Origin of the sequence: Nonomuraea diastatica (assembly GCF_004349015.1) — a bacterium.
In the GTDB taxonomy this organism is placed as follows: domain Bacteria; phylum Actinomycetota; class Actinomycetes; order Streptosporangiales; family Streptosporangiaceae; genus Nonomuraea; species Nonomuraea diastatica.
Genome location: NZ_SMKP01000191.1, coordinates 1 through 21447, shown reverse-complemented (window position 1 = coordinate 21447; position 21447 = coordinate 1). Strand labels below are relative to the sequence as shown.

Here is a 21447-nt window from a genome sequence, read left to right as displayed (position 1 = left end):
CCGCAGTCCCCGCCCCCGCCCCCAGCGCGACCAGCGCGCCCGAGCCGAACGCACCCGGCGCGCCTCACGAGCCGAGCGCACTTCGAGAGCCGAGCGGCTCGCAGGCTCCGGGTGCGCCTCGCGGTGGGCCCTCGACGGGGGGCGAGTCGGGGGCATCGAGCGGTGGGCCCACGGCGCGGGGCGAGGCGCGGGTGCTGCGCAGGCCGCGCCTGCTGGTGTTGCTGCTCCTGGGCGCGCTGGTGAACGGCGCCACCTTCTGCACGTTCACCTACCTCGCCCCGCTGCTCACCGGGGCCACCGGGATCGGGCCAGGCTGGATGCCGGCGATGCTGGCCCTGTTCGGGCTGGGGTCGTTCGCCGGGGTGACGATCAGCGGGCGGCTCGCCGACGTGCGTCCCATCGGGCTGCTGGTGGGCGGCGGGGTGACCCTGGCCGCCGGATGGGCGGCGTTCGCGATGACGGCCGGGGAGCCGGCGCCGGCGATCGTGCTCGTCTTCGTGCAGGGAACGTTGTCGTTCGCCGTCGGGTCCACGCTGATCTCGCAGGCGCTCTACGCGGCGGCGGACGCGCCCACCCTGGGGGCCAGCTTCGCGACGGCGGCGTTCAACGTCGGCGCCACGGCCGGACCCTGGCTCGGCGGGCTCGCCATCGGGGCCGGGCTCGGCTTCCGCTCCCCGCTGTGGGTGAGCGCCGCCCTGGTGGCCGCCGCCCTGGTCGTGGCGACCGCGGCGGGCACGATCGGGCGGGCTCCGCGCGGCGTCGTGGCTCGTCCCTGATCCGTGGCCGCCCTTCCAGGCGCTGGGGCGGCCGCCCAGACCTGCGGGTGGACATACGTTTTATCTAGGCATACCATTTTTTATCTATGCAAATAAAACCGAAGCCGTCCCGCGACTCCGTGGTTAACGCCGCCCGGCGGGCGCAGATCGTCAAGGCGGCCATCGACACCATCGCCGAGCTGGGTTATGACAGGGCGTCGTTCGCCCGCATCACCGAGCGGGCCGGGCTCAGCAGTCCCCGGCTGATCTCCTACCACTTCGCCGGCAAGGACGACCTGATCAAGGCGATCGTCGAGGACGTCTACCGGGCCGGCGCGGCGTACATGACGGGCAGGATGGAGGCGCAGGCCACAGCGGCGGGACGACTCAGGGCCTACCTTGAGGCGAACCTGGAGTTCCTGCGCGACCACCCCCGGGAGATCGCCGCCCTCACCGAGGTCGGCCCTCACCTGCGTGACCGCTCGGGCGCGCCCTACACCTCGGCCGGGCACCAGGAGCCGGGCGTGCGGGGGCTGGAGGAGTTGCTGCGGGAGGGGCAGCGCGGCGGGGAGTTCCGCGACTTCGACCCGAGGGCCATGGCCGTGATGATCCGCGGCGCCATCGAGGCGGCGGCGTCCCGGGTGAGCGGGCCCCACGCGCTCGACCTCGCCTCCTACGCTCGCGAGGCCGTCACCACGTTCCTCGCCGCCACCGCGGCCACGGGGGAGCCGCCGCGATGACGGCCGCCACCGGATCCCGGCGGGCGATGTACCGCGTGGTCGTCCTGGAGATCGCCGGCCCTCTCGCGATCTTCTACGGGTTGCGCGCCGCGGGGGTGAGCCAGTGGATCGCGCTGCTGGCCGGGGCCGTCCTGCCGCTCGCGCGGGCCGTGCACGGCATCGTGACCGAGCGCCGGGTCAGCGGGATCACCGTGTTCGTGCTGGCCACGATGGCGCTGACGGTCGCCATGACGTTCGTGACCGGCAGCCCGCGGGCGCTGCTCGTCCGCAACGCCTGGGGCAGCGCCGCGATGGCCCTGTGGATCCTGCTCAGCCTGTTGCGCCCCAGGCCGCTCCTCTACCAGGCCAGGACCTTCATGGGCCGGGACGACCAGGCGTCCTGGGACGCGAGCTGGGATCGTTTCCCCGAGTTCCGGCACGCGCTCAGAGTGCTCACGGCCGTCTGGGGAGCGGCGTTCGCGGTGGACACGGCGCTGCGCGTGGTCATGGCGCTCACCCTGCCCATCGACGTGGTGCCGGTGCTCGACAACGTCCTGCTCGCCGTCACCCTGCTGGTCCTGATCGCCGTACAACGTCTCTACGGCAGCCGTTACCTGCGCAGACACGGGCTGGCCAGGCGCGGCGCGGAGATCTACCGGATCGCCGAGGAGGCACGCGCATGACCTCTCCTGTCGCCCTCGTCACGGGCGCGGGCGGCGGGATCGGCTCCGCCGTCGCCCGGCGGCTCGCCCACGCGGGCATGCGCGTCGCCGCCGCCGATCTCGACGCCGCCGCGGGGACCGCCGTCGCGGAGGAGATCGGCGGCACGTTCGTCCGCCTGGACGTCAGGCGGCCCGAGGACAACCGCGCCGCCCTTGCCAGGACGATCTCCGCGTACGGCCGCCTTGACGTGGCCGTGTTCGCCGCCGGCGTGGCCGGGCGGTGCGGCCTGCACGACTTCACCCCGGAGCGCTACCGCGAGACCATGGCGGTCGATCTGGACGGCGTCGTCTACGGGATGGAGGCGTGCCTGCCGGCGCTGCGCGCGCAAGGGGCGGGCTCGATCGTGGTCGTCTCCAGCCTCGCCGGGCTGAGCGCGTCCCCCGACATCTTCTACGCCACCGCCAAGCACGCGCTGGTCGGGCTGGTGCGCTCGGCCGCCATGCTGCTGGCCGCCGACGGCATCCGCGTCAACGTGCTCTGTCCCGGCCTGGTGGACACCCCGCTCATCGCGCCGTTCCGCCGGGAGCTCGCCGACGCGGGTCTGCTGATCGCCGACCCCGTGGCGATGGCCGCCGCGGTCGAGCGCATTCTCGCCGGCGACGGCACCGGTCAGGCGTGGGTGGCACAGGCGGGACAGGCCGCGGCCCCGATCGAGCTGCCCCAGGTGGCGATCGCTACCGCAGCAGGGGAAGCCTCCCCGTGAGCCGCTCCACGATCGCCCGCGGGCCGAACAGGCTGACCGCCAAGTAGGACGGCTCCTCAGTGCGCGCCAGCTCGGCCAGGTAGTCGTCGTAGGCGCCGGCGCGCCGCGCGATGTCGATCATGTCGGAGACGACCAGCTCCGGCTCGGCGGTCGCGTCGTCCCTGATCCGGCCGACGATCGCGGCCGGCGCGCCCAGCACCGAGCAGCCCGTCCACGGCAGCCCGGCGTGCGCCAGCCCGGTGGCGTCGGCGCCTCCTGAGCCGACGATCGCCGGAACGGCCACCCCGACGGACGCGGCCAGGCAGGCGGCGGCGTTGGCCTGGATGCCGCGGGGCAGGTCACGGTCGATCACGATCACCCATTTGACGGTGAGGTCCTTGGTGGGCAGGTCGCTGCGGCGCTCGAGATCGGCAAGCACACTCATCCATCGATCCCTTCTCGAAGGTCACGCAGCAGAATCACACCTGACCCGTCATTCCACCAACACAAGAAGGAGGAATCCGCAGGAAATTCGGAAACCCGTGGCAGGATACGTACGTGGACGAACTTGATACGGCGATCGTCGCCGAACTGCAGCGCGACGGCCGCCAGACCAACCGCGAGCTGGCCGAGCGCCTCGACATCGCCCCCTCGACCTGCCTGGAGCGCGTGCGGTCGTTGCGGTCGGGCGGCGTCATCGAAGGGTTCCACGCCGAGGTCAACCTCGACGCGATCGGCCGCCCGGTGCAGGCACTCATCAACGTACGGCTGCATCCCAAGGTCCGCGAGGCCGTCGAGAACTTCCGCGACTACGTGGCCGCGCTGCCCGAGACGCTGGCCGTCTTCGTCGTGTCGGGCGGCGACGACTTCATCATCCAGGTGGGCGTGCGCGACGCTGGCCACCTGCGCGACTTCGTGCTCGACCACGTCGCGCGGCACCGCAACATCGCCGACGTGCGCACCTCGCTGGTCTACGACCACATCCGCAAGACCTCGGTCGAGGTGTTGCCGCCCGAGCGTCCCTCACGCCCGCGCACCGGCCGCAGGCGATGAACCGGAGGCGATGGTCACCAGGGGCACCGTCCTGATCCCCCAGATGATCCCGAGCCGCGGGTTCGTTCTCACTTGCCGGCGAAACGGTCGAGAGCCGCGTAGATCGCGTCCCTGAACGTCGCGCTCCCGGTGTGCCCGGAGTCCTCCACCACGACCAGTTCGGCGTCGGGCCAGGCCTGGGCGAGCTTGTAGGCCGTCTCCACCGGGCCGCCCATGTCGAGGCGTCCGTGGATCAGCACACCGGGGATGCCGGCCAGCTTGTGGGCGTCGCGCAGGAGCGCTCCCTCCTCCAGCCACGCGCCGTTGGAGAAGTAGTGGGAGCAGATGCGCGTCATGGCCATCACCGCGTCGGCGGGCCGGTCGCTGTAGGCGTTCGGCTTGCCGTTGACCTCCAGGGAGATCACCGCGTCCTCCCAGGTGACCCAGTCGGTGGCGGCCTTCTCCCGCACCCTGGCGTCGGGGTGGGACAGCAGGCGCGCGTACGCCGCCAGCAGCGCGAACGTGTCGCCGTCACGGTCGGCCTCGGGCACCCCTTCCCGGAACCGCTCCAGCGCCTCGGGGAAGAACCGCCCGGCGCCCCGGTAGAGCCAGTCGATCTCGTAGCGGCGCGTGGTCGTGACGCTGGGGATGACGATCTCCGACACCCGCTCGGGATGGGTCTCGGCGTAGGCGAGTATCAGCGTCGAGCCCCACGACCCTCCGTACAACAACCACCTGTCGATCCCGAGGTGCCCGCGCAGCAGCTCCATGTCGGCGATCAGGTGGTGGGTGGTGTTGGCGCTCAGGTCGGTCGCCGGGTCGGCGGCATGGGGACGGCTGCGCCCGCAGTTGCGCTGGTCGAACAGGACGATCCGGTAAAGCTCCGGGTCGAAGGTGCGGCGCACGCCGGTCGAGCAGCCCGATCCCGGCCCGCCGTGCACGACCAGGGCGGGTTTGCCCTCCGGGTTGCCGCAGACCTCCCAGTAGACGAGGTTGCCGTCACCGACGTCGAGCATGCCGTGCTCGTACGGCTCAATGGGCGGCTCAATGGGCGGCTCGATGGAAGGCTTCAAGGTGGCTCCTCTCCGATATAACAGTGCTTGGATAAATGTAACAGTGCTTAGATATCCGAGCACGCCTCAGAGGAGCGGCGGGCGTCAGGAATGCTCGGCGAGCAGGACGTCGAGCCGGCGGAGGTGCTCGTCGAGGTCGGGGTCCGGGCTGCCCGTCCATGGGCCCGCCAGGTCCGGGCGGTGGCGGGCGACGTGCACGTCGAACGCGGCCAGCTGGTCACGGGCGTTCTGCTGGTACGTGACCTGCTCCCCCACGGCCTTTCGAGGCTCCCAGCACAGGTCGATCCGCTCGCGCAACCACGGCGGCGCCAGCCGTTCACGCTCGGCCACGCCGCCGGCGTGCGCGCCGGCCAGGCGGGCGATGCCCTCCGCCAGGGCCGGCTCGCCACGAGCGGCCGCCATACGCTCGAACCCGGTCCATTCCCTGCCCATGGAGCCCAGCCGCTCGCCCCACCGCTCCAGCACGGCCAGGCGAAGGGCCCGCGCCGCCTCCCGCAGCTCGTACGTGGCCGCGTCCAGGCGCCCAGCCGAGCGTTCCCCGTGGGCGCGAGCGCGAGCGTCGGCCGCGCTCCGCAACCACCAGCCGATCCTGGCCTCGACCACGGCGGGATGGAAGCGCATCTCGGTCAGCCAGGCCACGAAGCGGCCTGTGAGCAGGTCACCGGGGTCGGCGGGACGCCCACGGAAGGCCTTGTCCATCCCGTGGAACCAGCGCCGGTCGCGCGTCAGCCGCTCCACCGCCCACGCCGCCCCCGCCGACGCCGCCTCCCGCGCCTCGGCGACGGTGAACGCCAGCCAGCCGACGTCGAGCGTCTGCGCCCGGCCGCTGGCGGCCCACCAGTCCACGAGCTCGGCCTGCTCGCGTTCGACGTGCGCCGCGGTCTGCTCGGGGTCGCCGTCGTAGAGGGGGAGCACGTCGATGTCGGACATCGGCCAGGGTTCGCCGCGCCCGACGCTGCCACCGACGATCAGTCCGTGCACGCCGGGGATCGCGGACAACCTGCGCACCGCCTCGTCCAGGCGGTCGCGGTGCAGCTCTCTCCAACGCGGCGAGACGCTCATGTGGCGCCGCCGCGCCGCGCGTCCGCCTCGGTCTCGACCTTCATGCGTGGGTCGGCGAGACCGCACACGACCATGGTGGCGGCCTGCTCCACCACGGCGCGGGCGTATCCGACCTGCTCCTGGAAGGTGGAACCGCTGAGCATCGCGCGTCGCTCTGTCATGGACGGAACCGTACGCGAGCCGGCGCGAGGCGGCCGCCCGAGCGGACAGCACGAGAGAGTCTGGTCAGCGGGTGAGCAGCACCGTGGTGTGGTTGCTCCCTGGCACCACGCCTGCCTGCCGGTGCGCCTCCTTGAGCGCCTCCGACGCGTAGTGCTGCTGCATGGCCTGCGCGTCCTCGCACTCGAACAACACGACGGCCTCATCGGGCTGGTCGGCGTTGACGCTGACGAGCGCCGTGCGCATGCCGGCCGCCGCCCGGACCTCCGCCAGGCTGTCGAACGCCGCACGCCACTGGTCGTAGTCGGTGAACCGCTGGCGGACGAGCAGGTACTCCATGATCATGACCCCCGGATATCTACAGTGTTGAGGCCAAGTTAGTTGGAGTGTCCGAGAAATTCAACATCGATGACTATGCTTGAACGAGTGACCACAAGGCCAGGAGGACGCCGGCCGGGCGCGACGCGGACACGGATCGACATCCTGGCCGCCGCGCAGCAGAGCTTCGCCGAACACGGTTACGTCCTCACCACGATCAGGGGCGTCGCCCGCGCCGCGGGCGTCGATCCGGCGCTCGTCCTGCAGTTCTTCGGCAGCAAGGACGGCCTCTTCGACGCCGCGCTCCGCGACGACCCGCCCATCCGCTCGCTGGTCTCGCTCGCCGGCGAGGGTGACCCGTCCGACCTCGGCGCCCGGCTCGCCGCCCGCTACCTGGAGTTGTGGGAGGACCCGCACACCGGCCCCCGGATGCTCGCCGTGGTCAGGGCCGCCGGCGCGGCTCCCAGCGCCTCGGCGATGGTGACGGCGTTCATGACGGACGCGGTGATGTTGCCTCTGGCCCGCGCCATCGACGCCGACCAGGCCGAGCTCCGCGCCACCCTCACCGGCGCCTACCTGTTCGGCGTCGCGACCGCGCGCTACGTCCTGCGCGTCGAGCCGCTGGCCGTCCTGGACCGGCAGGCCGCGGTCGCGTACGTGGCCCCGGTCGTGCAGCACCACCTCACCGGCGACCTCACGCCCCCCTGAGAGGAGATGCCGGCGACGCCGCTGTCACGAGTACGTCAGTTCTCCCCCGCCCCAGGTCCCGGATCTTGTATCCCGCCAGGTGGACGCGGTCCGTATCGATTCTGCTACAGAATGTGACGTGGTCGCAGGGCAGCCGCCCGCGGCAGCACCGACACGAGGAGAACTGCATGAAGACCACTCGCACGCGGATCACCACCCTCGCCGCAGCCACCGCCACCGCCACCATCGGTCTCGTCCTGGTGGCGGGCGCCGCACCGGCCGCGGCGGGATCGTCCAGGGCGGGCGACATCTGCCTGTGGAGCGGCAGGAACTACACGGGCGCGTCCTGGTGCTGGAACCCGGGCAACGGCTACGTCGACGTGCCGCCTGCCCTGCACGACAACGTCGGATCGTTCCGGGCCCACGCCGCCGGCTGCTTCATCAACTGGATCCAGGTGCCCACCAGGAAGGAGACGCGCGTCGTCAGGAACGGTGACTACCGCAGGGTCTACGACAACGACTTCGGCGGCCGCATCGACGCGGTGGCGCCCCGCTGCTGACCCCGCCTCCCGCCGGGGTCAAGGGCGCAGGACACGGCCTCTGCGCTCGCCCGTGAACTCTCCGGACTCCACCACGACATGCCCCTCCAGCAGGACGTGGACGATGCCGGACGGGCGGGCGGAGGGGGCGGTGTAGGTGCCGGAGTGGCCGACGGCGCCGGGGTCGAAGACGCAGATGTCGGCCCAGGCACCGGGGCCGAGCCAGCCCCGGCCGCGCAGGGCGAACTGGTCGGCCGTGGCCGAGGTCGTCTTGCGCACCGCCTCCTCCCAGGAGACCACCGCGCGCTCCCGCACGTACGTGCCGAGGAAACGGGGGAAGCAGCCCCACGTACGGGGGTGTTCGAGGCCAACGGGGGCCCCGTTGTCGGAGCCGACGCCGATGAGCGGGTCGGCCATGATCTCGGTCATGTCGTCCTCGGCCATCATGGAGACCACCATCGTGGCGGCGGGGTCGGCGGCGATCAGCGCGCACGCGACCTCCCACGGATCCTCTTCCGCCACCGCCACCAGGGCGCGCGCCGCCGGGTCGGCGGTGACGCCGGCCAGCGTACGACCCGCGAACGACGGCTCGGCGTGCGCGGTGATCAGGACGCCTCCGGGAGTGCTGTCCTGCCACAACCCCGCGCCTGTCCCGCCGGACTCGGCCACGGCGCGCAGCCGGGCCCGCCCGGCGGGCGCCGCGAGCACGTCCCGCACCCGCCCGCCGGCCAGCGCCGACGGCGGCAGCAGCGCCGCGAGCATGGTCGCGCCCGCCAGGTAGGGATACTGGTCGCCGCGCGCGTCCACCCCGGCGGCGCGGGCCGCGCGCAGCTTGCCGAGCAACATCCCGGCCTGACCGTGGTTGCGGCGGCCGGCGACCTTGCAGTGCGACACCTGCAGCCGTACGCGTGCCCGCCGGGCGATCTCGACGGCCTCGTCCAGCGCGGCGGCCAGCCCGGCGCCCTCGTCACGCATGTGGGTCGTGTACGGCACCCCGTACCCGTGCGCGACCTCGGCCAGCGCCACCAGCTCGTCGATGCCGGCGTAACTGCCCGGCGGGTAGATCAGCCCGCTGGACAGCCCGCACGCGCCCGCGGCGAAGGCCGCGGCGGCGAGGTCGCGCATCCGCTCCAGGTCACCCTCGCGCAGCGTCTCGGCGAATCCGGCCACGGCCCCGCGCAGTGTCGAGTGGCCGACGAGGGTCGCCACGTGGTTGGTCGGCCCGGCCGCCGCGACGGCCTCCAGATATTCGGCGAACGTCCAGTCGGGCACGCTGTCGCCCGTCAGTTCCTCCAGCGTGGAGGCGTCGGGGGCGTAGGAGAAACCGCAGTTGCCGTTGATCTCGGTGGTGACACCCTGGAGCAGCTTGAACGGCTGCGGCTCGGCCATCAGCGGCACCAGGTCCGAGTGCGCGTGCGCGTCCACGAAACCGGGCGCCACGGCCAGCCCCGCGACGTCGATCTCCCGCCGCGCGCGGGTCTGCCGGTCCGCGGGGACGACCCGCCCATCAGAAACGGCGACATCGCCCACATAAGCAGGAGATCCAAGACCGTCGTACACCGTTCCGCCACGAAGGATGAGATCGACCATGAAGCCAACCCAACACTCCATAAATTAGTAAATCTTGTCGCCAACCACCTAATAGAGGACTCGGGTTGGTGCGATGCGACGAAGCCTCGTAGCCGCTCCCCGTCCGCGTGCTCAGCGGCCGGGCGGGGTGATGCCGGCGATCCGCGCGGCCAGCTCGGCCAGGTGCGCCAGCCATCGATCGTCCGCCGCGTCCGGCACGGCCACGATGACATGGTCGATGCCCAGCTCGGCGAGCTCACCGCAACGCTGGACGCTCTCCTCGGCGCTCTGGCCGTCCGGGACGCGCATGTGGAGGGTCTTCTCGATCTCCTCGTAGGGCCGGCCCAGCCGCTCGCAGTGGGAGCGCAACACGCCGAGCTTGTGCCGTACGTCCGCGCCGTACAGGAAGTTGCACATGTCGGCGTACTCGGCGACGAGCCGGAGGGTCTGCCTCTCCCCGCTGCCGCCGATGAGGATGGGCGGGTTCGCCTGGGGTGCGTTGAGCGTGCGTTCCAGGCGGTAGTGGCGGCCCTCGTACGGTTGGTCCGTGTCGCTCCACATCTGCCGGGCGATCTGGAGCGTCTCCTCAAGCCGCTCGAACCGCTCCGCCAGGGGCGGGAAACGCAGGCCGAGCCCGCGGGCCTCGGGCTCGTACCAGCCGGCGCCGATGCCGAGGACCGCCCGGCCGCCGGAGAGCGCATCGAGGGTGCTGACCTGCTTCACCAGCAGGCCGGGTTCGCGGTAGACGGCTCCGGTCACGAGCGCGCCCAGGCTCACCCGGCGGGTGAGTGCGGCGGCGTAGGACAGTGCGCCGTACGCCTCCAGCATCGGATCCTCCGCGGCCCCGAAATTGGGAATCTGGAAGAGGTGGTCCATCACCCAGAAGCTGCGCAGCCCCGCCTGGTCGGCGCCGCGGGCCGCGGCGGCGAACCTGGCGGCGATGGCGGCGTCGCCACCTGGCCAGGTGAAACGCGGGCATGTCAGACCGAGGTCCATGGGATCACTCCTTGATCGGGTGAGGTGGGAGGAGACACCCGCGGGAAGGCGTCACCGCGGGCATGAAAAAACCCTCTCGCCTGGACCGGGTCCGAGGCGGAGAGGGCTCCGTACTCGTCATTGTCTCACGCGCCGCCGGCGCGGCACGCGTGACATGCGGACCTCACCGCTTGCGGGATCGGCTGTCAGCTACACGATGGTGAAGGCGCGACCCAGCCCCGACAGGTCCAAGACACGGCGGACCCTGCCGTGCACATGAGCCAGTTCCATGCTCCCTCCCGCCCTGTTGATCCTTTTCTGCGCCTCCAGCAGGCCTTCCAGTCCATGCGAGTCGCAGAAGGTCAACCCGCCCGCATCTATGAGCAGGTTGGCCGTTCCCCCTGTGAGCGCATCGCTGACGGCCTCCAGCAGACGGGGGGTCGTGGAGAAGTCCAGTTCGCCCTTCAGGACGAGCACAAGACCATTCCGACGCTGCGTCATATGGGCGGAAAGAGTCACCACGATCACCCGAAAAGTAGACGATCCGTACCCATGCCCTCCCACGCTACGCCGCGACCTGCGAGGACTTGCACCCCGCCACCTGCTAGGCGAACCCGGACTACGAGGCACTTCACCGGGGAGCCTGCCCGACCTCGTCGGATCCTGCGCGACGCCGCGCCCACCGGATCGTCCAGGAGGCGTTGACCCCGTCGCACGTGGTCGTGCCGACCACGTGCGACGCCCACCCCTACGTGCTGCGCGCACTCCACGCGGGCGCGTCGGGCTTCCTGCTGAAGTCGACGTCGCGAGCAGGGCCTCTCAGCCCAGGGAGCGGACCTGACCGTCGGAGCCCAGCACCGCCACCGCCCTGTCTCCGTACTGCACGATGACCCGGCCCTGGCTGCCCTGCTGCCGCACCTGCGTGGTGACCGGGGCGCCGTTGTTCAGGCGGACGCAGATCTGGTCACCCGAGAGGATCACGCCGTTGCGCGCGCACCTCAGCTCGATGTGAGGCGTGCCCGGCCCCGGGTTGAAGGGGTTGTACATCGCCGGAGCCGACGTGATCCAGCCGCAGTAGCCGCCGCCGAGCAGGCCGACCACCTGGTTGCGCGCGCTCACGCTCGCCGATCCGCTGGGAACGTTGCCGCCCGTGACGAAGGTGTCGTTCACCCGGAACGGCGTGTCACGCAGGTCGATGTTGCCCCGGCCGTCGGCCCGCCCGTTGCACGCCATCGCGGCGCCGTAGGGCATGCTCGTCACGGTCGTCGAGCCGTGCCGCAGCGAACCGGTGGACGACGCGAAGGTCAGGTCGCCGATGTCCACGGTCAAGGTGCGGGGGTCGACGCGCAGCCTGGTGAAGGCGGTCCTGACGTTCGTGCCGGGCGAGGCGCCGCCGGCGGTGTACTGCGAGAAATTGACGTCCTGGCCCGTCCTCGCGAGGGTGATGTATTCGCTGGGCGTGGTGGCCATGTTGTGGCAGTACGCCGTGAACACGTTTCCGTTGTTGATGAGCAGATACGTGCCGTCGCGGGCGATCGGATTCGTCCGGCGGACGTCCTGGCAACTGCTGAAGACCGGCAGGGCGGAGGCGTGAGCCGGCACCTGGGCCACCAGCGGCAGGGCGGCACCCATTGCCGCCAGCAATGCAGAAATTCGGACGTGCGGTCGGGCCATGAGATTTCCCCTCCAGCGGCTGGCGGACCGTTTGCGTTGTGGAGATTAACAAACGCTTCACGGCTTCGACGGCGCGACTTGGCCATGGGTCGGAGAATCACTGCTCAAAAACTATTTGAGCCCCCACCAGGAAAAGGTCTGCCAGGCGACCAGGTGGGCCGGGCGCCGCGGCCGAGCGGCGGAAACGGGTGATCGTCGCGAATGCGGGAGCAACCCGTTTTTGTTATCCGACCGCGTATGCACGGGTAATGGTCTGGGTGAGCGTGGTGCCGGACTCATCCGTAATTTCAACCCGAAGAGAAACGAGTCCTGATGTATCGGGATTCCTTATCGTTGCGTGCCAGCCGGCGACTCGTCTCGACGCCGTGTTCACGATCTCGCACCCCCACTCGATGATCTCCAGGTCGAGCGTCGCGAAGGCCCACCTGCAGACGGCTCGTACCGCGTCGGTGGCGACACCGCGCCCGCGGGCTCGCGGATCCGCCCAGGAACCGATCTCGGCGATGCCGTGGACACGTTCTTCCATGAGTTGGTGATGGACGCGCACGCCGTGCTGGACGTGGGGTGCGGCACGGGCAGCATGGTGCGCCGGGCGCGGGAGCTCGGTCATCGCGGGCGGCTCGTCGGGCTCGATCCGGATCTGGCTGCGCTCGATGGGGCTCGGCGACGTACGGATGTCGAGTGGGTCGACGGTGTCGCGGCGGACGCGGCCTGGGATCGTGAGTTCGACCTGGCGACCATGACCGGCAACGCCTTCCAGTGCCTGGTCAGCGATGAGGACCTGGCCGACTCGCTGGCCGCGGTCCGCAGGGCGCTTCGCGACGGCGGCCGGTTCGTGTTCGACACGCGCAACCCGCAGATGCGCGAGTGGGAAGAGTGGAACCCGTCGAACGCCACCGAGGTCGTGGACGGAACCGGCCGTACGTTTCGTGTGTCGCACCACGTAGAGTCGGTGATCGGCGACGTGGTGACGCTCACCGAGACGACCAGCACCCCTGACGGCACCGTCCTGCGGGTCGATCGTGCGAGCCTGCGCTTCCTGGACGTGCCGGCGCTCGGGACGTTCCTGAACGGGGCCGGCTTCGAAGTCGAGGCGCACGACAGTGGCGGGCACCACGGCCCCGTCTCGGGGGCCGGCCGCTCGATCGGCACGATCGCACGGCGCGTCTGACACCCTGGACCAGCGCAGCCGCGACCCCTCCTATGTCGTGGCGGCCCGGAGGCCGAGGACGACGAGCACCACCGCCGTCACCTTGCCGACCGCACGCTTGAAGCGGGCCCTGTGCAAGAGGTGCGTGCCCCGCTGAAGGAGGACCGTCCAGGTCAGCAACCACACCACCATCAGCAGGGCGTGAGCGGTGGCCAAGGTGAGAATCTGCCCGCCGAAATGACGGCCGGGCAGGATGAACTGCGGGACCAGGGTCAGGTAGATCGAGGCCGCCTTGGGGTTGAGAACGTTCGCGAGCAGGGCCTGGGTGTAGACGGAGCCGGTCCGTTGCGGCTGGTCCGTCAGCGCGGGAGGCGGAGGCAGGGTGGTGGAGCGCCAGGTCCACAGGCCCAGGCAGACGAGGTAGGCCGCGCCGAGGAGTTTGACGGCGGTGAAGGCCTGGCTGGAGTGCATGACCAGCGCCGACAGACCGGCGATGGCCAGGGTCGCGTGGGCGTACAGGCCGCTGACCGTACCGAGGATGACGGGCAGAGCCTGGCGGCGCCCGCCGGCTGCGACGTGCTGGATCAGCAGGGTCAGACTGGCGCCGGGGGTGGCGATGATGGGCAGGATCGCCAGCAGGAACGCGGCGACCGCGTACGGGTGGATCACGCCTCGAGCACCACGCGGTAATGGGTGGTCAGGCGGCGGTCTTCGTCCAGGATGTGGAAGGCCAGGGCGGGCGGTTGCTCGCGGTCGGCGGGCTGGTCGCCCTCCCACGGCAGGCGCAGGGTCCAGGTGACGGCCGGTGCGACGATCAAGGGGCGGCCCGCGAAGGTGGACGCGGCCGCGGTGTGGGCGTGGCCGGTGAGCACGGCCACGACCTGCGGATGAACGTCGAGCAGCGCGGCCAGGTCGCCGGTCCCCTCCAGCCGCTGGGAGTCGGGCAACGGGTGATGGAGTTCGACGGGCGGCTGGTGGAAGGCGATCAGCGCGGGCGTGTCCGGGGCGAGGCCGTCGAGGGTGGCGTGCATCCAGGCGAGGGTTTCTGGGCCGAGGCGGCCCTCGTTGCGGCCGGGGATGGTGGAGTCGCACATCAGGATGGCGGTGTCGCGGACGTGGTGCACCTCGTTGACGGGGCCGGGGTCGGGCGGCTGCCGCAGCATCGCCTTGCGGTAGGCCGGGCGGGCGTCGTGGTTGCCGGGGCAGGTGAGCACGGGGAAGGGCGCGGCCAGGACCTGGGCGGCCTGCTCGTACTCGGCCTCCTCCCCGTGATCGGCGATGTCGCCGGTGACCAGCACGGCGTCGACCGGGCGGGGAAGTGCCCGCAGGTGGCTCATGACCCGGGTGGCGCGCAGGAGCGCTCTGTCGGTGCCGTCGAGGTGCAAATCGCTGATCTGAGCCAGCAACAACGTCATCGTGCCGCCCCTTCACATCTAACGGTTAAATAGGATTTACCGTTAGGACGGTAAGGTACGAAGAAGAAATGGGCAACCCGGAGGGGTGGGAGTGGAGCGCTGGCCGGCCTTGGAACTGGCGAGCACGATCCGCCATGACGGCACCGGCGGTGTCGCCGACGACCTGGCCACGCCGCAGAGCACGGCCCGCTGGATTCACCGGCAGGCCGAGCTGCTGGCCGGCCACGTCGACGTCGCAGGGCTCACGGTGGACGAGAAGCTCAGCGGCGAGATCGTCGGCCTGCGCCGGGCCGTGCGGGCGCTCTTCGCGCAAGCGGTCAGCCCCGCGCCGCCGAGCCGGGCCGACGCCCACCGGCTGATGCCGGTCGAGCAGGCGCTGGCCCACCTGAACGCGGCGGCCGCCCGTGAAGCGATCGTCCCGCAACTCGACTGGCCCGGGGACGCACCACCTCGGGTGGGAGTGTTGTCGGATGAATCCGACACGAACGTCCGCCTGATCGCGGCCCTGGCCCGGGCCGCCATCGACTTCCTGAGCGGCCCGCAACGCGAGCAGCTGCGGGCCTGCAACGCGCCGCGCTGCGTACGCTACTTCGTCAAGAGCCACGGGCGGCAGGAGTGGTGCAAGCCGTCATGCGGCAACCGGGCGCGGGCGGCACGCCACTATCAACGCCACAACGCCACGCCCACCCGGGACCTGCCCGGCACCTGACCCGCCTGGGCCCTCGTTCCGGGTCATGGCAGTCCTTGCCGAACCCCTTGAAATCAATCGCACCCGCCGCAAATCATCAAGGACTCCTACGTGCGAAGGGCACGCGGCTCGCCTGACGGACGTCCCCCCACGGCCAGCACTTCGGCCAACAACTCCGGAAGTCCCACAGGCCGCAGAGTCTCTGTGGTCTCGGCTGCGACAAGCTCGGCCAACGACCACCATCGGTGGTCAATGATTGCCTGCTGTTCGCCCGGCTCCAGGTAGGCGCGGGTGATGGCCTGCCCGCCGCGAGCCCGCGCAAGGAAGTACCGCTCGTGCATGTGCACGGGTTCGCCGCGCCACCGCACGTCCGCATCGAGAGTCCACAGGCACGGCCCCCACTCGACCTCCGTCAGCCCGGTCTCCTCCAGCAGCTCCCTACGAGCGGCCTGAACGAAGTCCTCGTCCTCCTTCAACCCTCCACCTGGGGGCACCCAGAACACCTCCCGGACCGGAAACCCGGGAACGACGATGGCGCCGTCGTCCCTGTGCCGGATCATCAGAATGCGATCGTCCTGGTCCAGCAGCACAATCCGAGCACCTCGTCGGGTCCGCATCGTTTGCTCCATCCGGCGTAGTCACTCCGCCTGCCAGTAACCCGCTGCTGGAGGTCTTGGAGCCCGCCACGCTGAAGGCGCTGCTGGCCCATCGCACATCCTGGCGGGGTGGGGTGGTGAAGGGCACGATCAAACTCGACAAGCTGGTTAAGGCATCCCGTTCCTTTGTCTCGCGCTTCAGCGGCTATTCCAGGAGCAAACCTGCCAGCACCATCTCCTACGCCCTCCGGCTGAGCACGGCTGGACTGGTGGAGCGAGTTACGGTCAAGGGAGTCCTGCACCACTCGACCAGGAGCACCTCATACGCAAGGTGCCTACCAGGTGCCCGTTGCCTAAAACTAGCCACTTGGCGATCGAGAGGTGGCGGGTGCCCGGGGCCGGAGCCTTACGGTCGTGGAGCCGAAGCGCAGGTCGTGCTGGCGCTGGAGCCAGGCGCGCCGCGCCCAGCCGTACCGTCCCAGCAGCCGCGCTCCTGTCTTGGCCATCCCGTAGCGCCGGCTCCCAGACCGTGCGTCGCCCTGCCCCCTGGCCTCCCTGCGCTGCAGCTTCTGCGCACGGAGCACCTCGACCTCACGCTCGGCCTGGATGGCGCGGCAGGCAGCGTCGATCGCCGCCGGGGCCGCCGGGCCGCCTGCCAGCGGAACGAGATGGTTCGCGGCCACGATCACGTCGCGGAACGCGAGATTGATGCCCTGCGCGCGCACCGGCGACATGGGGTGTGCCGCGTCTCCCAGCAGCAGCACCCCAGGTGCCGACCAGGAGGGCGCAGACCCGACCATCACGTTGAGCCGGATGGGCCCCACCACCTGGTCACGACTGCCCAGTATGTGCTCGGCCAGCCAGCCGGGCGCTGACTGCACGGCGGCGTCGAGCCAGCCGTCTCCGCGGAACTCGGCCATCCCGCCCTTGGGCATGATGAGTCCGCACTGCAGTAGATCGTCCCATGAGGTGTAGGCGATGAGGGGATGCCTGCCCCGCCGCACCATGATGTGGAAGTCGCATCGTTCGCGCAGCGACGGCGGCGCCGGAAGTTTGAACCACAGGACGTCGTAGGCCTCGCCCGCCTGGGTCAGCGTCAATCCGCCGCGTGTGCGCACCGACGAGCCGCGCCCGTCGCAGCCGACGACCAGGTCCGCGGGCCACTCCACGGCCGCGTTTCCCTGCTGGGCCCGCACCCCTGCGACCCGGCCCGTCGTGTCCCGCATGACGTCGGCGAAGCGGGTGGCCGGGTGGTAGGTGAAGGCGGGGGTGGTCCGCGCCTGCTCTATGACGCCCTCCAGGAGCGCGGCGGGCGATGCGACGCGGAAGGCCCGCTCGCCGATCTGGGCGACCGGTTCGGGGATGGTGAACACCTCGTCGCCGTCGATGAAGATGCGCCACGTCTCGACCAGCCGGCCGGGAATCTCGGCGAGCAGTGGGCCGAGGCCCATCTGGCCCAGCGCGTCAAGCCCGAGCGGCATGAGGCCTTCGCCGCGGAACACCCCGTCGCTGGACGTCTCCCTTTCCAGCAGGCGAGTACGCACTCCGTGCCTGGCCAGGAGCATGGCGAGCGTCGCGCCCGCCGGCCCGGCCCCGACCACCACGACCTCCACCGCCCCTCCTTCTCCCGCCCGGATGACGGCCTGGCTTGACTTTAAAGCAACTTTGCGTTGCATGCAACGGTGAGTTGCTTTAAGGGCGTTGAGCTGCCTTAATGGGGACAGAATGGAAGGCTCATCCTCACCACGGCGCCGCACCGGCGGCCGCAGCGCCCGCGTCACCCAGGCCGTGCACCGCGCCACGCTCGCCGCCCTCGCCGACAAAGGGCTGGCCGGCCTGTCCATCGAGGACATCGCCGCCAGAGCGGGGGTCAACAAGACGACGATCTACCGCCGTTGGGGCACCCGCGAAGCGCTCATGGCCGACGCCCTCGGCGTGGGCACGACACGTCAGATCGCGATCCCCGACACCGGAAGCGTCCGCTCCGACCTGGCGGCGCTCGCCCGGCAGGTGCGCGACACCATCCTGGCGCCCACCAACCGGAACCTGATGGTGGCGCTCGCCACGAGCGCCGGCCACGAGACCCTGGCCGGCCTCGGCCCGCGCTATTGGGCCGGCCGATTCGCCGCGTCCCGCCCGATCGTCGAACGCGCGATCGCCCGCGGCGAGTTGCCGCCGGGCACCGACCCCGACACGCTGATCATCCAGGTCGTCGGCCCGCTCTGGTTCAGCGTGTTCGGGCCCGGCCGCGCCCCCGACGACGCCTTTGTCGACAGGTGCGTCGACATCGTCCTCATCGGCATCTCACACCATGCCTGACGGCAGAGTCCGGGAAGAACCGTCGCATCGAAAGCCTGGCGTGGCCGTCATCGACGGGAAGCATCCTCGGGTGCCGAGGGTTCGCAGCCAAGGCCCGGGACGTCGGTGCGGGACGTCGGTGCGGGGCCAGAACGAGCATTCCTGATCACGGCCCACCAGCTCATCGCTTCCCGCGTGACGCGTGATCAGGTGGCCTGACACGTCAGGCATTCAGCGATCTGCGCACGGCGGCGTCCACCAGATCGTGGATCTCCTGCTCGGTGAAGATGTCGGGCAGTGTCAGCCGCTCGACGATGAGCCAGTTCAGAGTGAGGTAGAGGAGCACCACCGAGGTCGGGTCGCCGGGCAGACCCGAAGCGGCGTGGTAGCCGATGTTGGCGTCGATGTCCTCGCGGATGCGCTTGGTCAGCACGGCCCGCAGCTCAGGACGCCGAGTGGACTCCAGCCGGAGCTCAAGCAGGGCCAGGTAGCCGGAGTTGAAGGCGGAGACCCGATCCACCAGTTCGTGCATGAGCTCGGCATAGCGGGTTTCGTCCTGCACGCCCTCCCGTCCGCGGGCGATCGTGGCCTCGTCGGGCAGCAACCGCTCATAGATGCGTCCGCCGACCTGGGTGAACAGGTCGTCGCGGTTGGCGAAGTAGTTGGACGCCGTGCCCGGGGGCACGGCCGCCTCCGCATCGACGGCCCGGAAGGTCAGCCCCCGCGCTCCCTCCCTGGCCAGCACCTCGATGGCCGCGTCGATCAGCGCCTGCCGCCGTTCCGGGTTTCTCCGCACTTGACACCACTCCATTCGTAGTACTACCTTCAAATCACTACACGCAGAGTACTACATCAGGAGTTGAGCGGTATGCGGAAACTTGTCTACTACATCGGCGTCTCACTCGACGGCTACATCGCGGGCCCCGACGCCGAGTTCGACTTCTACCCCCTGTCGGACCAGATGGCCGCTTGGATCAACAGCCGCTATCCCGAGACACTCCCCACCCACATCCGCAAGCTTGTCGGCCTCGATGGCGTCCCCAACAAGGTCTTCGACACGCTGGTGATGGGCCGCGGCACCTACGAGCCGGCCCTGACCGTCCCCATCACCAGCCCGTACTCCCACCTGCGCCAGCACGTCGTCTCCAGCACGCTGACGATCGACGACCCGACGGTGCGGGTCGAGACAGGCGATCCGATCGAGCTCATCCGGCGACTGAAGGCCGAGGACACCGGCATGGACATCTACCTCTGCGGCGGCGGCAAGCTCGCCGCCTCCCTGCTCCCGGAGATCGACGAGATCATCCTCAAGAGCTATCCCGTGGTGGCGGGCACGGGCATCCCCATGTTCTCCGGACCGTTCCGCCCCACCCTGTTCACTCCCACCCGGCGCGAGTCCTTCGACAACGGCGCCCAGGTCACCTGGCTCACCAGGGCCTAGAACCGCAAGGAGAAAGCATGCATGTCAAACTCCCAGGCCTGATCAACCAGGCCAAGACCGACCACCGAGCCCGATCGCCGCATCGGCACCAACACCCGGCGCGCGACCTCAAGCCCACGGGCCGGACCAACCTCTCCCGCCGCCCGACCGCCGCCCCTCGCCGCAGCGGGTATTGAGCGGACCGGCACAACACCTTGAGGGCTCCGGGGGCCCGAGGAGCGGGGCCTGGGAACATTCCAGCCGGCCTCCGATCGTGCGGACGGCTCCCGCCCTCGATTGTGTGGACGCGGCTTCCGGGTTCCCTGGCTTGTGATTCCATGATCACCCATGGACGCAGCCGAAACGACCGTGCGAAGAAGATGGCTCAAGCTCCCCGTGCCCTCTCTCGCCATCCTCCTCCTTGGAGCGATGGGCCTGTAGAGAGTCCGACCGCCACCGAGATCGTCGCGGCTGTGCGCGAGCAGACGAGGCCAGGATCGTTCATCCTGCTCCATCCCTGGTACGGCAGCGGGCAGAACGCTCGCGAAGCCATCAAAGACCTGATCACTGGCCTCCGTGATCAGGGATACCGATTCGTCACGGTCTCAGAGTTGCTCGCTTTGCAACGTCGTTGATCTTCCAGACATGAGAAGAGGGCCCTCGGATTACTCCGAAGACCCTTCTCACCTGCATCTTCCTGGTGAGGTGTGCACGAGTGCTGATGAGCTGGGGGTTCAGACAGGCAGCGAAGATCGCTTCCGGCGGTTCGAGATCGTTTCCAGATCCTCGGACTTCAAGGGAGGTCGAGAATCGGGATCAGCTGCTCCTCCTCATACGTCAGGTGCGCTTCGAGCTCATCGACGAGCCGCTCGATCTCGGCCCGTACCTTCAGCGGATCCTCATGAGAAAGGGCCTGCTCCAGCTCTTCCAGGAGCGCAGCGATGCGCTCGTGCTCCTTGGCCAGCCGCTCCAAGGTCGGAGCGAGCGAGGGATGCCGCTCGGCCAGGCCGGGGAACATCATGGTGTCCTCGCCCGTGTGGTGATGGTGCAGCCCCTGGCAGACGGTCAGGCAGTTGATCCGAAGTTGCACGCCCAGACCAGGCCGCCCTGAATCGGACAGCTCCTTGCGGATCAGCGCGAGTTCGCGGCGGAAGCCGTCGTGCACCAGCTTGAGGTACGCACCGGCCGACGGTGCGCTGTCCCGGGGCGGACCGACCACACGAAGTGCGACGACCGGGATGGTACGCGTCGTCTTGGCCTGGTAGTCGGCCCAGCCAGGGTCGCCTTCCACCGCGCGGGCGAACGCCACGTCACGCTCGGCGCCCTCCAGGACCTCCGCCTCGACATCGAAGATGAGGACGCCGGTCTCCACGGTGGCGCGCGGGTTGGCCTTCACATTGTGATACCAGGCCGGGTTGTTCGGCGCTCCTCCGGCGGAGGCGATGACCAGCATGCGCTCACCGCCGTCGGGCAGGTAGCCGAGCGGGGTCGTGTGCGGCTTGCCCGAGCGGGCGCCCGTGGTGGTGAGCAGGAGCAGTCGCGCTCCCTCGAAATAGCCACCGACCTGGCCGTTGTTGGCGCGGAACTCGCCGATGACCTGTTTGTTGAGATCCATTCTTCTCCATAGGTGCTTTCTGCGATGCCGTACTGAATGGAGAAGAAGACGGCGGGCCGCGGGCCCGCCCGGCGATCAAGCGTCAGCCGGGCTGCTCTCTGGTGCGTGGCCCAAGGCCGACCCGGCAGTCACGCAGGTCACGGTACTACACCCCATGACAAAGTGGACAGCCGGGAGTGCAGGGCAGCGCCCACGGCGCGCACCCGAGCGAGATCGACGCCCATGCCTGGGATCGGCTGACGCGCTGGATCCGCCGCAAGTATGAGGGCAAGGCATGTGGAGCGCCCGGTGCGTGGAC

27 protein-coding genes are annotated in these 21447 nt (G+C 70.0%); 11 read left to right on the top strand and 16 right to left on the bottom strand.

The window, feature by feature from the left end; translation table 11 throughout:
• The 4 genes from E1294_RS42875 to E1294_RS42860 form a co-directional block, all read left to right on the top strand.
• Positions 1-776: MFS transporter (locus tag E1294_RS42875; protein WP_484213989.1), on the top strand; the 776-nt coding region annotated here is incomplete at its 5' end.
• An 86-nt stretch (positions 777-862) separates the two neighbouring features.
• Complete coding sequence (locus tag E1294_RS42870) at positions 863-1495, top strand: TetR/AcrR family transcriptional regulator (protein ID WP_132516990.1); 633 nt, start codon at positions 863-865, stop codon at positions 1493-1495.
• Complete coding sequence (locus E1294_RS42865; RefSeq protein WP_220448260.1) at positions 1492-2157, top strand: VC0807 family protein; 666 nt, start codon at positions 1492-1494, stop codon at positions 2155-2157. The genes E1294_RS42870 and E1294_RS42865 overlap by 4 nt, the downstream gene beginning before the upstream one ends.
• Entirely contained in the window at positions 2154-2900 is a 747-nt protein-coding gene (locus E1294_RS42860; protein WP_132516988.1) for an SDR family NAD(P)-dependent oxidoreductase, read from the top strand. The genes E1294_RS42865 and E1294_RS42860 overlap by 4 nt, the downstream gene beginning before the upstream one ends.
• Here the strand turns inward: E1294_RS42860 and E1294_RS42855 are convergent.
• On the bottom strand, positions 2872-3324 hold the full coding sequence (locus tag E1294_RS42855) for a DUF2000 domain-containing protein (RefSeq protein WP_132516986.1): 453 nt from the start codon (positions 3322-3324) through the stop codon (positions 2872-2874). The genes E1294_RS42860 and E1294_RS42855 overlap by 29 nt on opposite strands.
• A 113-nt stretch (positions 3325-3437) precedes the next feature.
• On the opposite strand from E1294_RS42855, the gene E1294_RS42850 reads away from it, so the two are divergent.
• Entirely contained in the window at positions 3438-3932 is a 495-nt protein-coding gene (locus tag E1294_RS42850) for an Lrp/AsnC family transcriptional regulator (RefSeq protein ID WP_132516984.1), read from the top strand.
• Positions 3933-4000: 68 nt separating this feature from the next.
• Here E1294_RS42850 and pip read toward each other — a convergent pair whose 3' ends face one another.
• From pip to E1294_RS42835, 4 genes are all read right to left on the bottom strand, one after another.
• The gene (gene pip / locus E1294_RS42845; RefSeq protein ID WP_246083688.1) at positions 4001-4984 is read right to left on the bottom strand and encodes a prolyl aminopeptidase; all 984 of its coding nucleotides are present in this window, start codon (positions 4982-4984) and stop codon (positions 4001-4003) included.
• Between the two features lie 84 nt (positions 4985-5068).
• Positions 5069-6046 carry a nucleotidyltransferase domain-containing protein gene (locus E1294_RS42840; protein WP_132516982.1) on the bottom strand — a complete coding sequence of 326 codons (978 nt, stop codon included), beginning with the start codon at positions 6044-6046 and terminating at the stop codon, positions 5069-5071.
• Entirely contained in the window at positions 6043-6207 is a 165-nt protein-coding gene (locus tag E1294_RS53540; RefSeq protein ID WP_165977796.1) for a hypothetical protein, read from the bottom strand. The genes E1294_RS42840 and E1294_RS53540 overlap by 4 nt, the downstream gene beginning before the upstream one ends.
• A 64-nt stretch (positions 6208-6271) precedes the next feature.
• Entirely contained in the window at positions 6272-6550 is a 279-nt protein-coding gene (locus E1294_RS42835) for an antibiotic biosynthesis monooxygenase (protein WP_132516980.1), read from the bottom strand.
• A gap of 81 nt (positions 6551-6631) precedes the next feature.
• Here E1294_RS42835 and E1294_RS42830 point away from each other — a divergent pair, with 81 nt between their 5' ends.
• Together E1294_RS42830 and E1294_RS42825 are read left to right on the top strand one after the other, a co-directional pair.
• On the top strand, positions 6632-7231 hold the full coding sequence (locus E1294_RS42830) for a TetR/AcrR family transcriptional regulator (protein ID WP_165977795.1): 600 nt from the start codon (positions 6632-6634) through the stop codon (positions 7229-7231).
• Between the two features lie 167 nt (positions 7232-7398).
• Positions 7399-7770, top strand: coding sequence for a peptidase inhibitor family I36 protein (locus tag E1294_RS42825; protein WP_132516976.1), 372 nt, complete (start codon positions 7399-7401; stop codon positions 7768-7770).
• Positions 7771-7788: 18 nt separating this feature from the next.
• Here the strand turns inward: E1294_RS42825 and E1294_RS42820 are convergent, their stop codons facing one another.
• The 5 genes from E1294_RS42820 to E1294_RS42795 form a co-directional block, all read right to left on the bottom strand.
• Entirely contained in the window at positions 7789-9279 is a 1491-nt protein-coding gene (locus tag E1294_RS42820) for an N-acyl-D-amino-acid deacylase family protein (RefSeq protein WP_246083687.1), read from the bottom strand.
• Between the two features lie 171 nt (positions 9280-9450).
• Complete coding sequence (locus E1294_RS42815) at positions 9451-10314, bottom strand: TIGR03560 family F420-dependent LLM class oxidoreductase (protein ID WP_132516972.1); 864 nt, start codon at positions 10312-10314, stop codon at positions 9451-9453.
• A gap of 189 nt (positions 10315-10503) precedes the next feature.
• Positions 10504-10821: an STAS domain-containing protein gene (locus E1294_RS42810; protein ID WP_132516970.1), complete on the bottom strand. Its 318-nt coding sequence runs from the start codon at positions 10819-10821 to the stop codon at positions 10504-10506.
• Positions 10822-11112: 291 nt separating this feature from the next.
• A complete protein-coding gene (locus E1294_RS42800; RefSeq protein WP_220448259.1) occupies positions 11113-11925 on the bottom strand; it encodes a GON domain-containing protein in 813 nt (270 codons plus the stop codon).
• Positions 11926-12190: 265 nt separating this feature from the next.
• Entirely contained in the window at positions 12191-12493 is a 303-nt protein-coding gene (locus E1294_RS42795) for a GNAT family N-acetyltransferase (protein ID WP_165977794.1), read from the bottom strand.
• 9 nt (positions 12494-12502) lie between these two features.
• Here E1294_RS42795 and E1294_RS42790 point away from each other — a divergent pair, with 9 nt between their 5' ends.
• Entirely contained in the window at positions 12503-13138 is a 636-nt protein-coding gene (locus tag E1294_RS42790; RefSeq protein ID WP_132516964.1) for a class I SAM-dependent methyltransferase, read from the top strand.
• 30 nt (positions 13139-13168) lie between these two features.
• Here the strand turns inward: E1294_RS42790 and E1294_RS42785 are convergent, their stop codons facing one another.
• Both E1294_RS42785 and E1294_RS42780 read right to left on the bottom strand, forming a co-directional pair.
• On the bottom strand, positions 13169-13786 hold the full coding sequence (locus E1294_RS42785) for a LysE family translocator (RefSeq protein ID WP_132516962.1): 618 nt from the start codon (positions 13784-13786) through the stop codon (positions 13169-13171).
• Positions 13783-14532 carry a phosphodiesterase gene (locus E1294_RS42780; protein WP_132516961.1) on the bottom strand — a complete coding sequence of 250 codons (750 nt, stop codon included), beginning with the start codon at positions 14530-14532 and terminating at the stop codon, positions 13783-13785. Before E1294_RS42780 ends, E1294_RS42785 begins: the two co-directional genes overlap by 4 nt.
• A gap of 91 nt (positions 14533-14623) precedes the next feature.
• Between E1294_RS42780 and E1294_RS42775 the strand changes: the two genes are divergently transcribed.
• Positions 14624-15241, top strand: coding sequence for a CGNR zinc finger domain-containing protein (locus E1294_RS42775; protein ID WP_132516959.1), 618 nt, complete (start codon positions 14624-14626; stop codon positions 15239-15241).
• Between the two features lie 86 nt (positions 15242-15327).
• Here the strand turns inward: E1294_RS42775 and E1294_RS42770 are convergent, their stop codons facing one another.
• Together E1294_RS42770 and E1294_RS42765 are read right to left on the bottom strand one after the other, a co-directional pair.
• The gene (locus E1294_RS42770; protein WP_281284594.1) at positions 15328-15837 is read right to left on the bottom strand and encodes an NUDIX hydrolase; all 510 of its coding nucleotides are present in this window, start codon (positions 15835-15837) and stop codon (positions 15328-15330) included.
• 338 nt (positions 15838-16175) lie between these two features.
• The gene (locus tag E1294_RS42765; protein WP_165977792.1) at positions 16176-17429 is read right to left on the bottom strand and encodes an FAD-dependent monooxygenase; all 1254 of its coding nucleotides are present in this window, start codon (positions 17427-17429) and stop codon (positions 16176-16178) included.
• A 112-nt stretch (positions 17430-17541) separates the two neighbouring features.
• Between E1294_RS42765 and E1294_RS42760 the strand changes: the two genes are divergently transcribed.
• On the top strand, positions 17542-18135 hold the full coding sequence (locus tag E1294_RS42760; RefSeq protein WP_132516953.1) for a TetR/AcrR family transcriptional regulator: 594 nt from the start codon (positions 17542-17544) through the stop codon (positions 18133-18135).
• Between the two features lie 202 nt (positions 18136-18337).
• On the opposite strand, the gene E1294_RS42755 is transcribed toward E1294_RS42760, so the two are convergent.
• Positions 18338-18910, bottom strand: a complete 573-nt coding sequence (locus E1294_RS42755; protein ID WP_220448258.1) for a TetR/AcrR family transcriptional regulator — start codon at positions 18908-18910, stop codon at positions 18338-18340.
• 72 nt (positions 18911-18982) lie between these two features.
• On the opposite strand from E1294_RS42755, the gene E1294_RS42750 reads away from it, so the two are divergent.
• The gene (locus E1294_RS42750) at positions 18983-19555 is read left to right on the top strand and encodes a dihydrofolate reductase family protein (RefSeq protein ID WP_132516949.1); all 573 of its coding nucleotides are present in this window, start codon (positions 18983-18985) and stop codon (positions 19553-19555) included.
• 772 nt (positions 19556-20327) lie between these two features.
• Here the strand turns inward: E1294_RS42750 and E1294_RS42745 are convergent.
• Positions 20328-21149, bottom strand: coding sequence for a nitroreductase/quinone reductase family protein (locus E1294_RS42745; protein ID WP_132516947.1), 822 nt, complete (start codon positions 21147-21149; stop codon positions 20328-20330).
• Positions 21150-21447 lie beyond the last annotated feature (298 nt).

What these genes read in the sequence shown, in the direction of transcription:
- E1294_RS42780 (WP_132516961.1), bottom strand. Translation starts at nt 14,532, where the DNA reads ATGACGTTGTTGCTGGCTCAGATCAGCGATTTGCACCTCGACGGCACC.
- E1294_RS42855 (WP_132516986.1), bottom strand. Translation starts at nt 3,324, where the DNA reads ATGAGTGTGCTTGCCGATCTCGAGCGCCGCAGCGACCTGCCCACCAAG.
- E1294_RS42745 (WP_132516947.1), bottom strand. Translation starts at nt 21,149, where the DNA reads ATGGATCTCAACAAACAGGTCATCGGCGAGTTCCGCGCCAACAACGGC.
- E1294_RS42815 (WP_132516972.1), bottom strand. Translation starts at nt 10,314, where the DNA reads ATGGACCTCGGTCTGACATGCCCGCGTTTCACCTGGCCAGGTGGCGAC.
- E1294_RS42800 (WP_220448259.1), bottom strand. Translation starts at nt 11,925, where the DNA reads ATGGGTGCCGCCCTGCCGCTGGTGGCCCAGGTGCCGGCTCACGCCTCC.
- E1294_RS42860 (WP_132516988.1), top strand. Translation starts at nt 2,154, where the DNA reads ATGACCTCTCCTGTCGCCCTCGTCACGGGCGCGGGCGGCGGGATCGGC.
- E1294_RS42760 (WP_132516953.1), top strand. Translation starts at nt 17,542, where the DNA reads ATGGAAGGCTCATCCTCACCACGGCGCCGCACCGGCGGCCGCAGCGCC.
- E1294_RS42865 (WP_220448260.1), top strand. Translation starts at nt 1,492, where the DNA reads ATGACGGCCGCCACCGGATCCCGGCGGGCGATGTACCGCGTGGTCGTC.
- E1294_RS53540 (WP_165977796.1), bottom strand. Translation starts at nt 6,207, where the DNA reads ATGACAGAGCGACGCGCGATGCTCAGCGGTTCCACCTTCCAGGAGCAG.
- E1294_RS42825 (WP_132516976.1), top strand. Translation starts at nt 7,399, where the DNA reads ATGAAGACCACTCGCACGCGGATCACCACCCTCGCCGCAGCCACCGCC.
- E1294_RS42770 (WP_281284594.1), bottom strand. Translation starts at nt 15,837, where the DNA reads ATGCGGACCCGACGAGGTGCTCGGATTGTGCTGCTGGACCAGGACGAT.
- E1294_RS42870 (WP_132516990.1), top strand. Translation starts at nt 863, where the DNA reads ATGCAAATAAAACCGAAGCCGTCCCGCGACTCCGTGGTTAACGCCGCC.
- E1294_RS42840 (WP_132516982.1), bottom strand. Translation starts at nt 6,046, where the DNA reads ATGAGCGTCTCGCCGCGTTGGAGAGAGCTGCACCGCGACCGCCTGGAC.
- E1294_RS42750 (WP_132516949.1), top strand. Translation starts at nt 18,983, where the DNA reads ATGCGGAAACTTGTCTACTACATCGGCGTCTCACTCGACGGCTACATC.
- E1294_RS42835 (WP_132516980.1), bottom strand. Translation starts at nt 6,550, where the DNA reads ATGATCATGGAGTACCTGCTCGTCCGCCAGCGGTTCACCGACTACGAC.
- E1294_RS42790 (WP_132516964.1), top strand. Translation starts at nt 12,503, where the DNA reads ATGGACGCGCACGCCGTGCTGGACGTGGGGTGCGGCACGGGCAGCATG.
- E1294_RS42795 (WP_165977794.1), bottom strand. Translation starts at nt 12,493, where the DNA reads ATGGAAGAACGTGTCCACGGCATCGCCGAGATCGGTTCCTGGGCGGAT.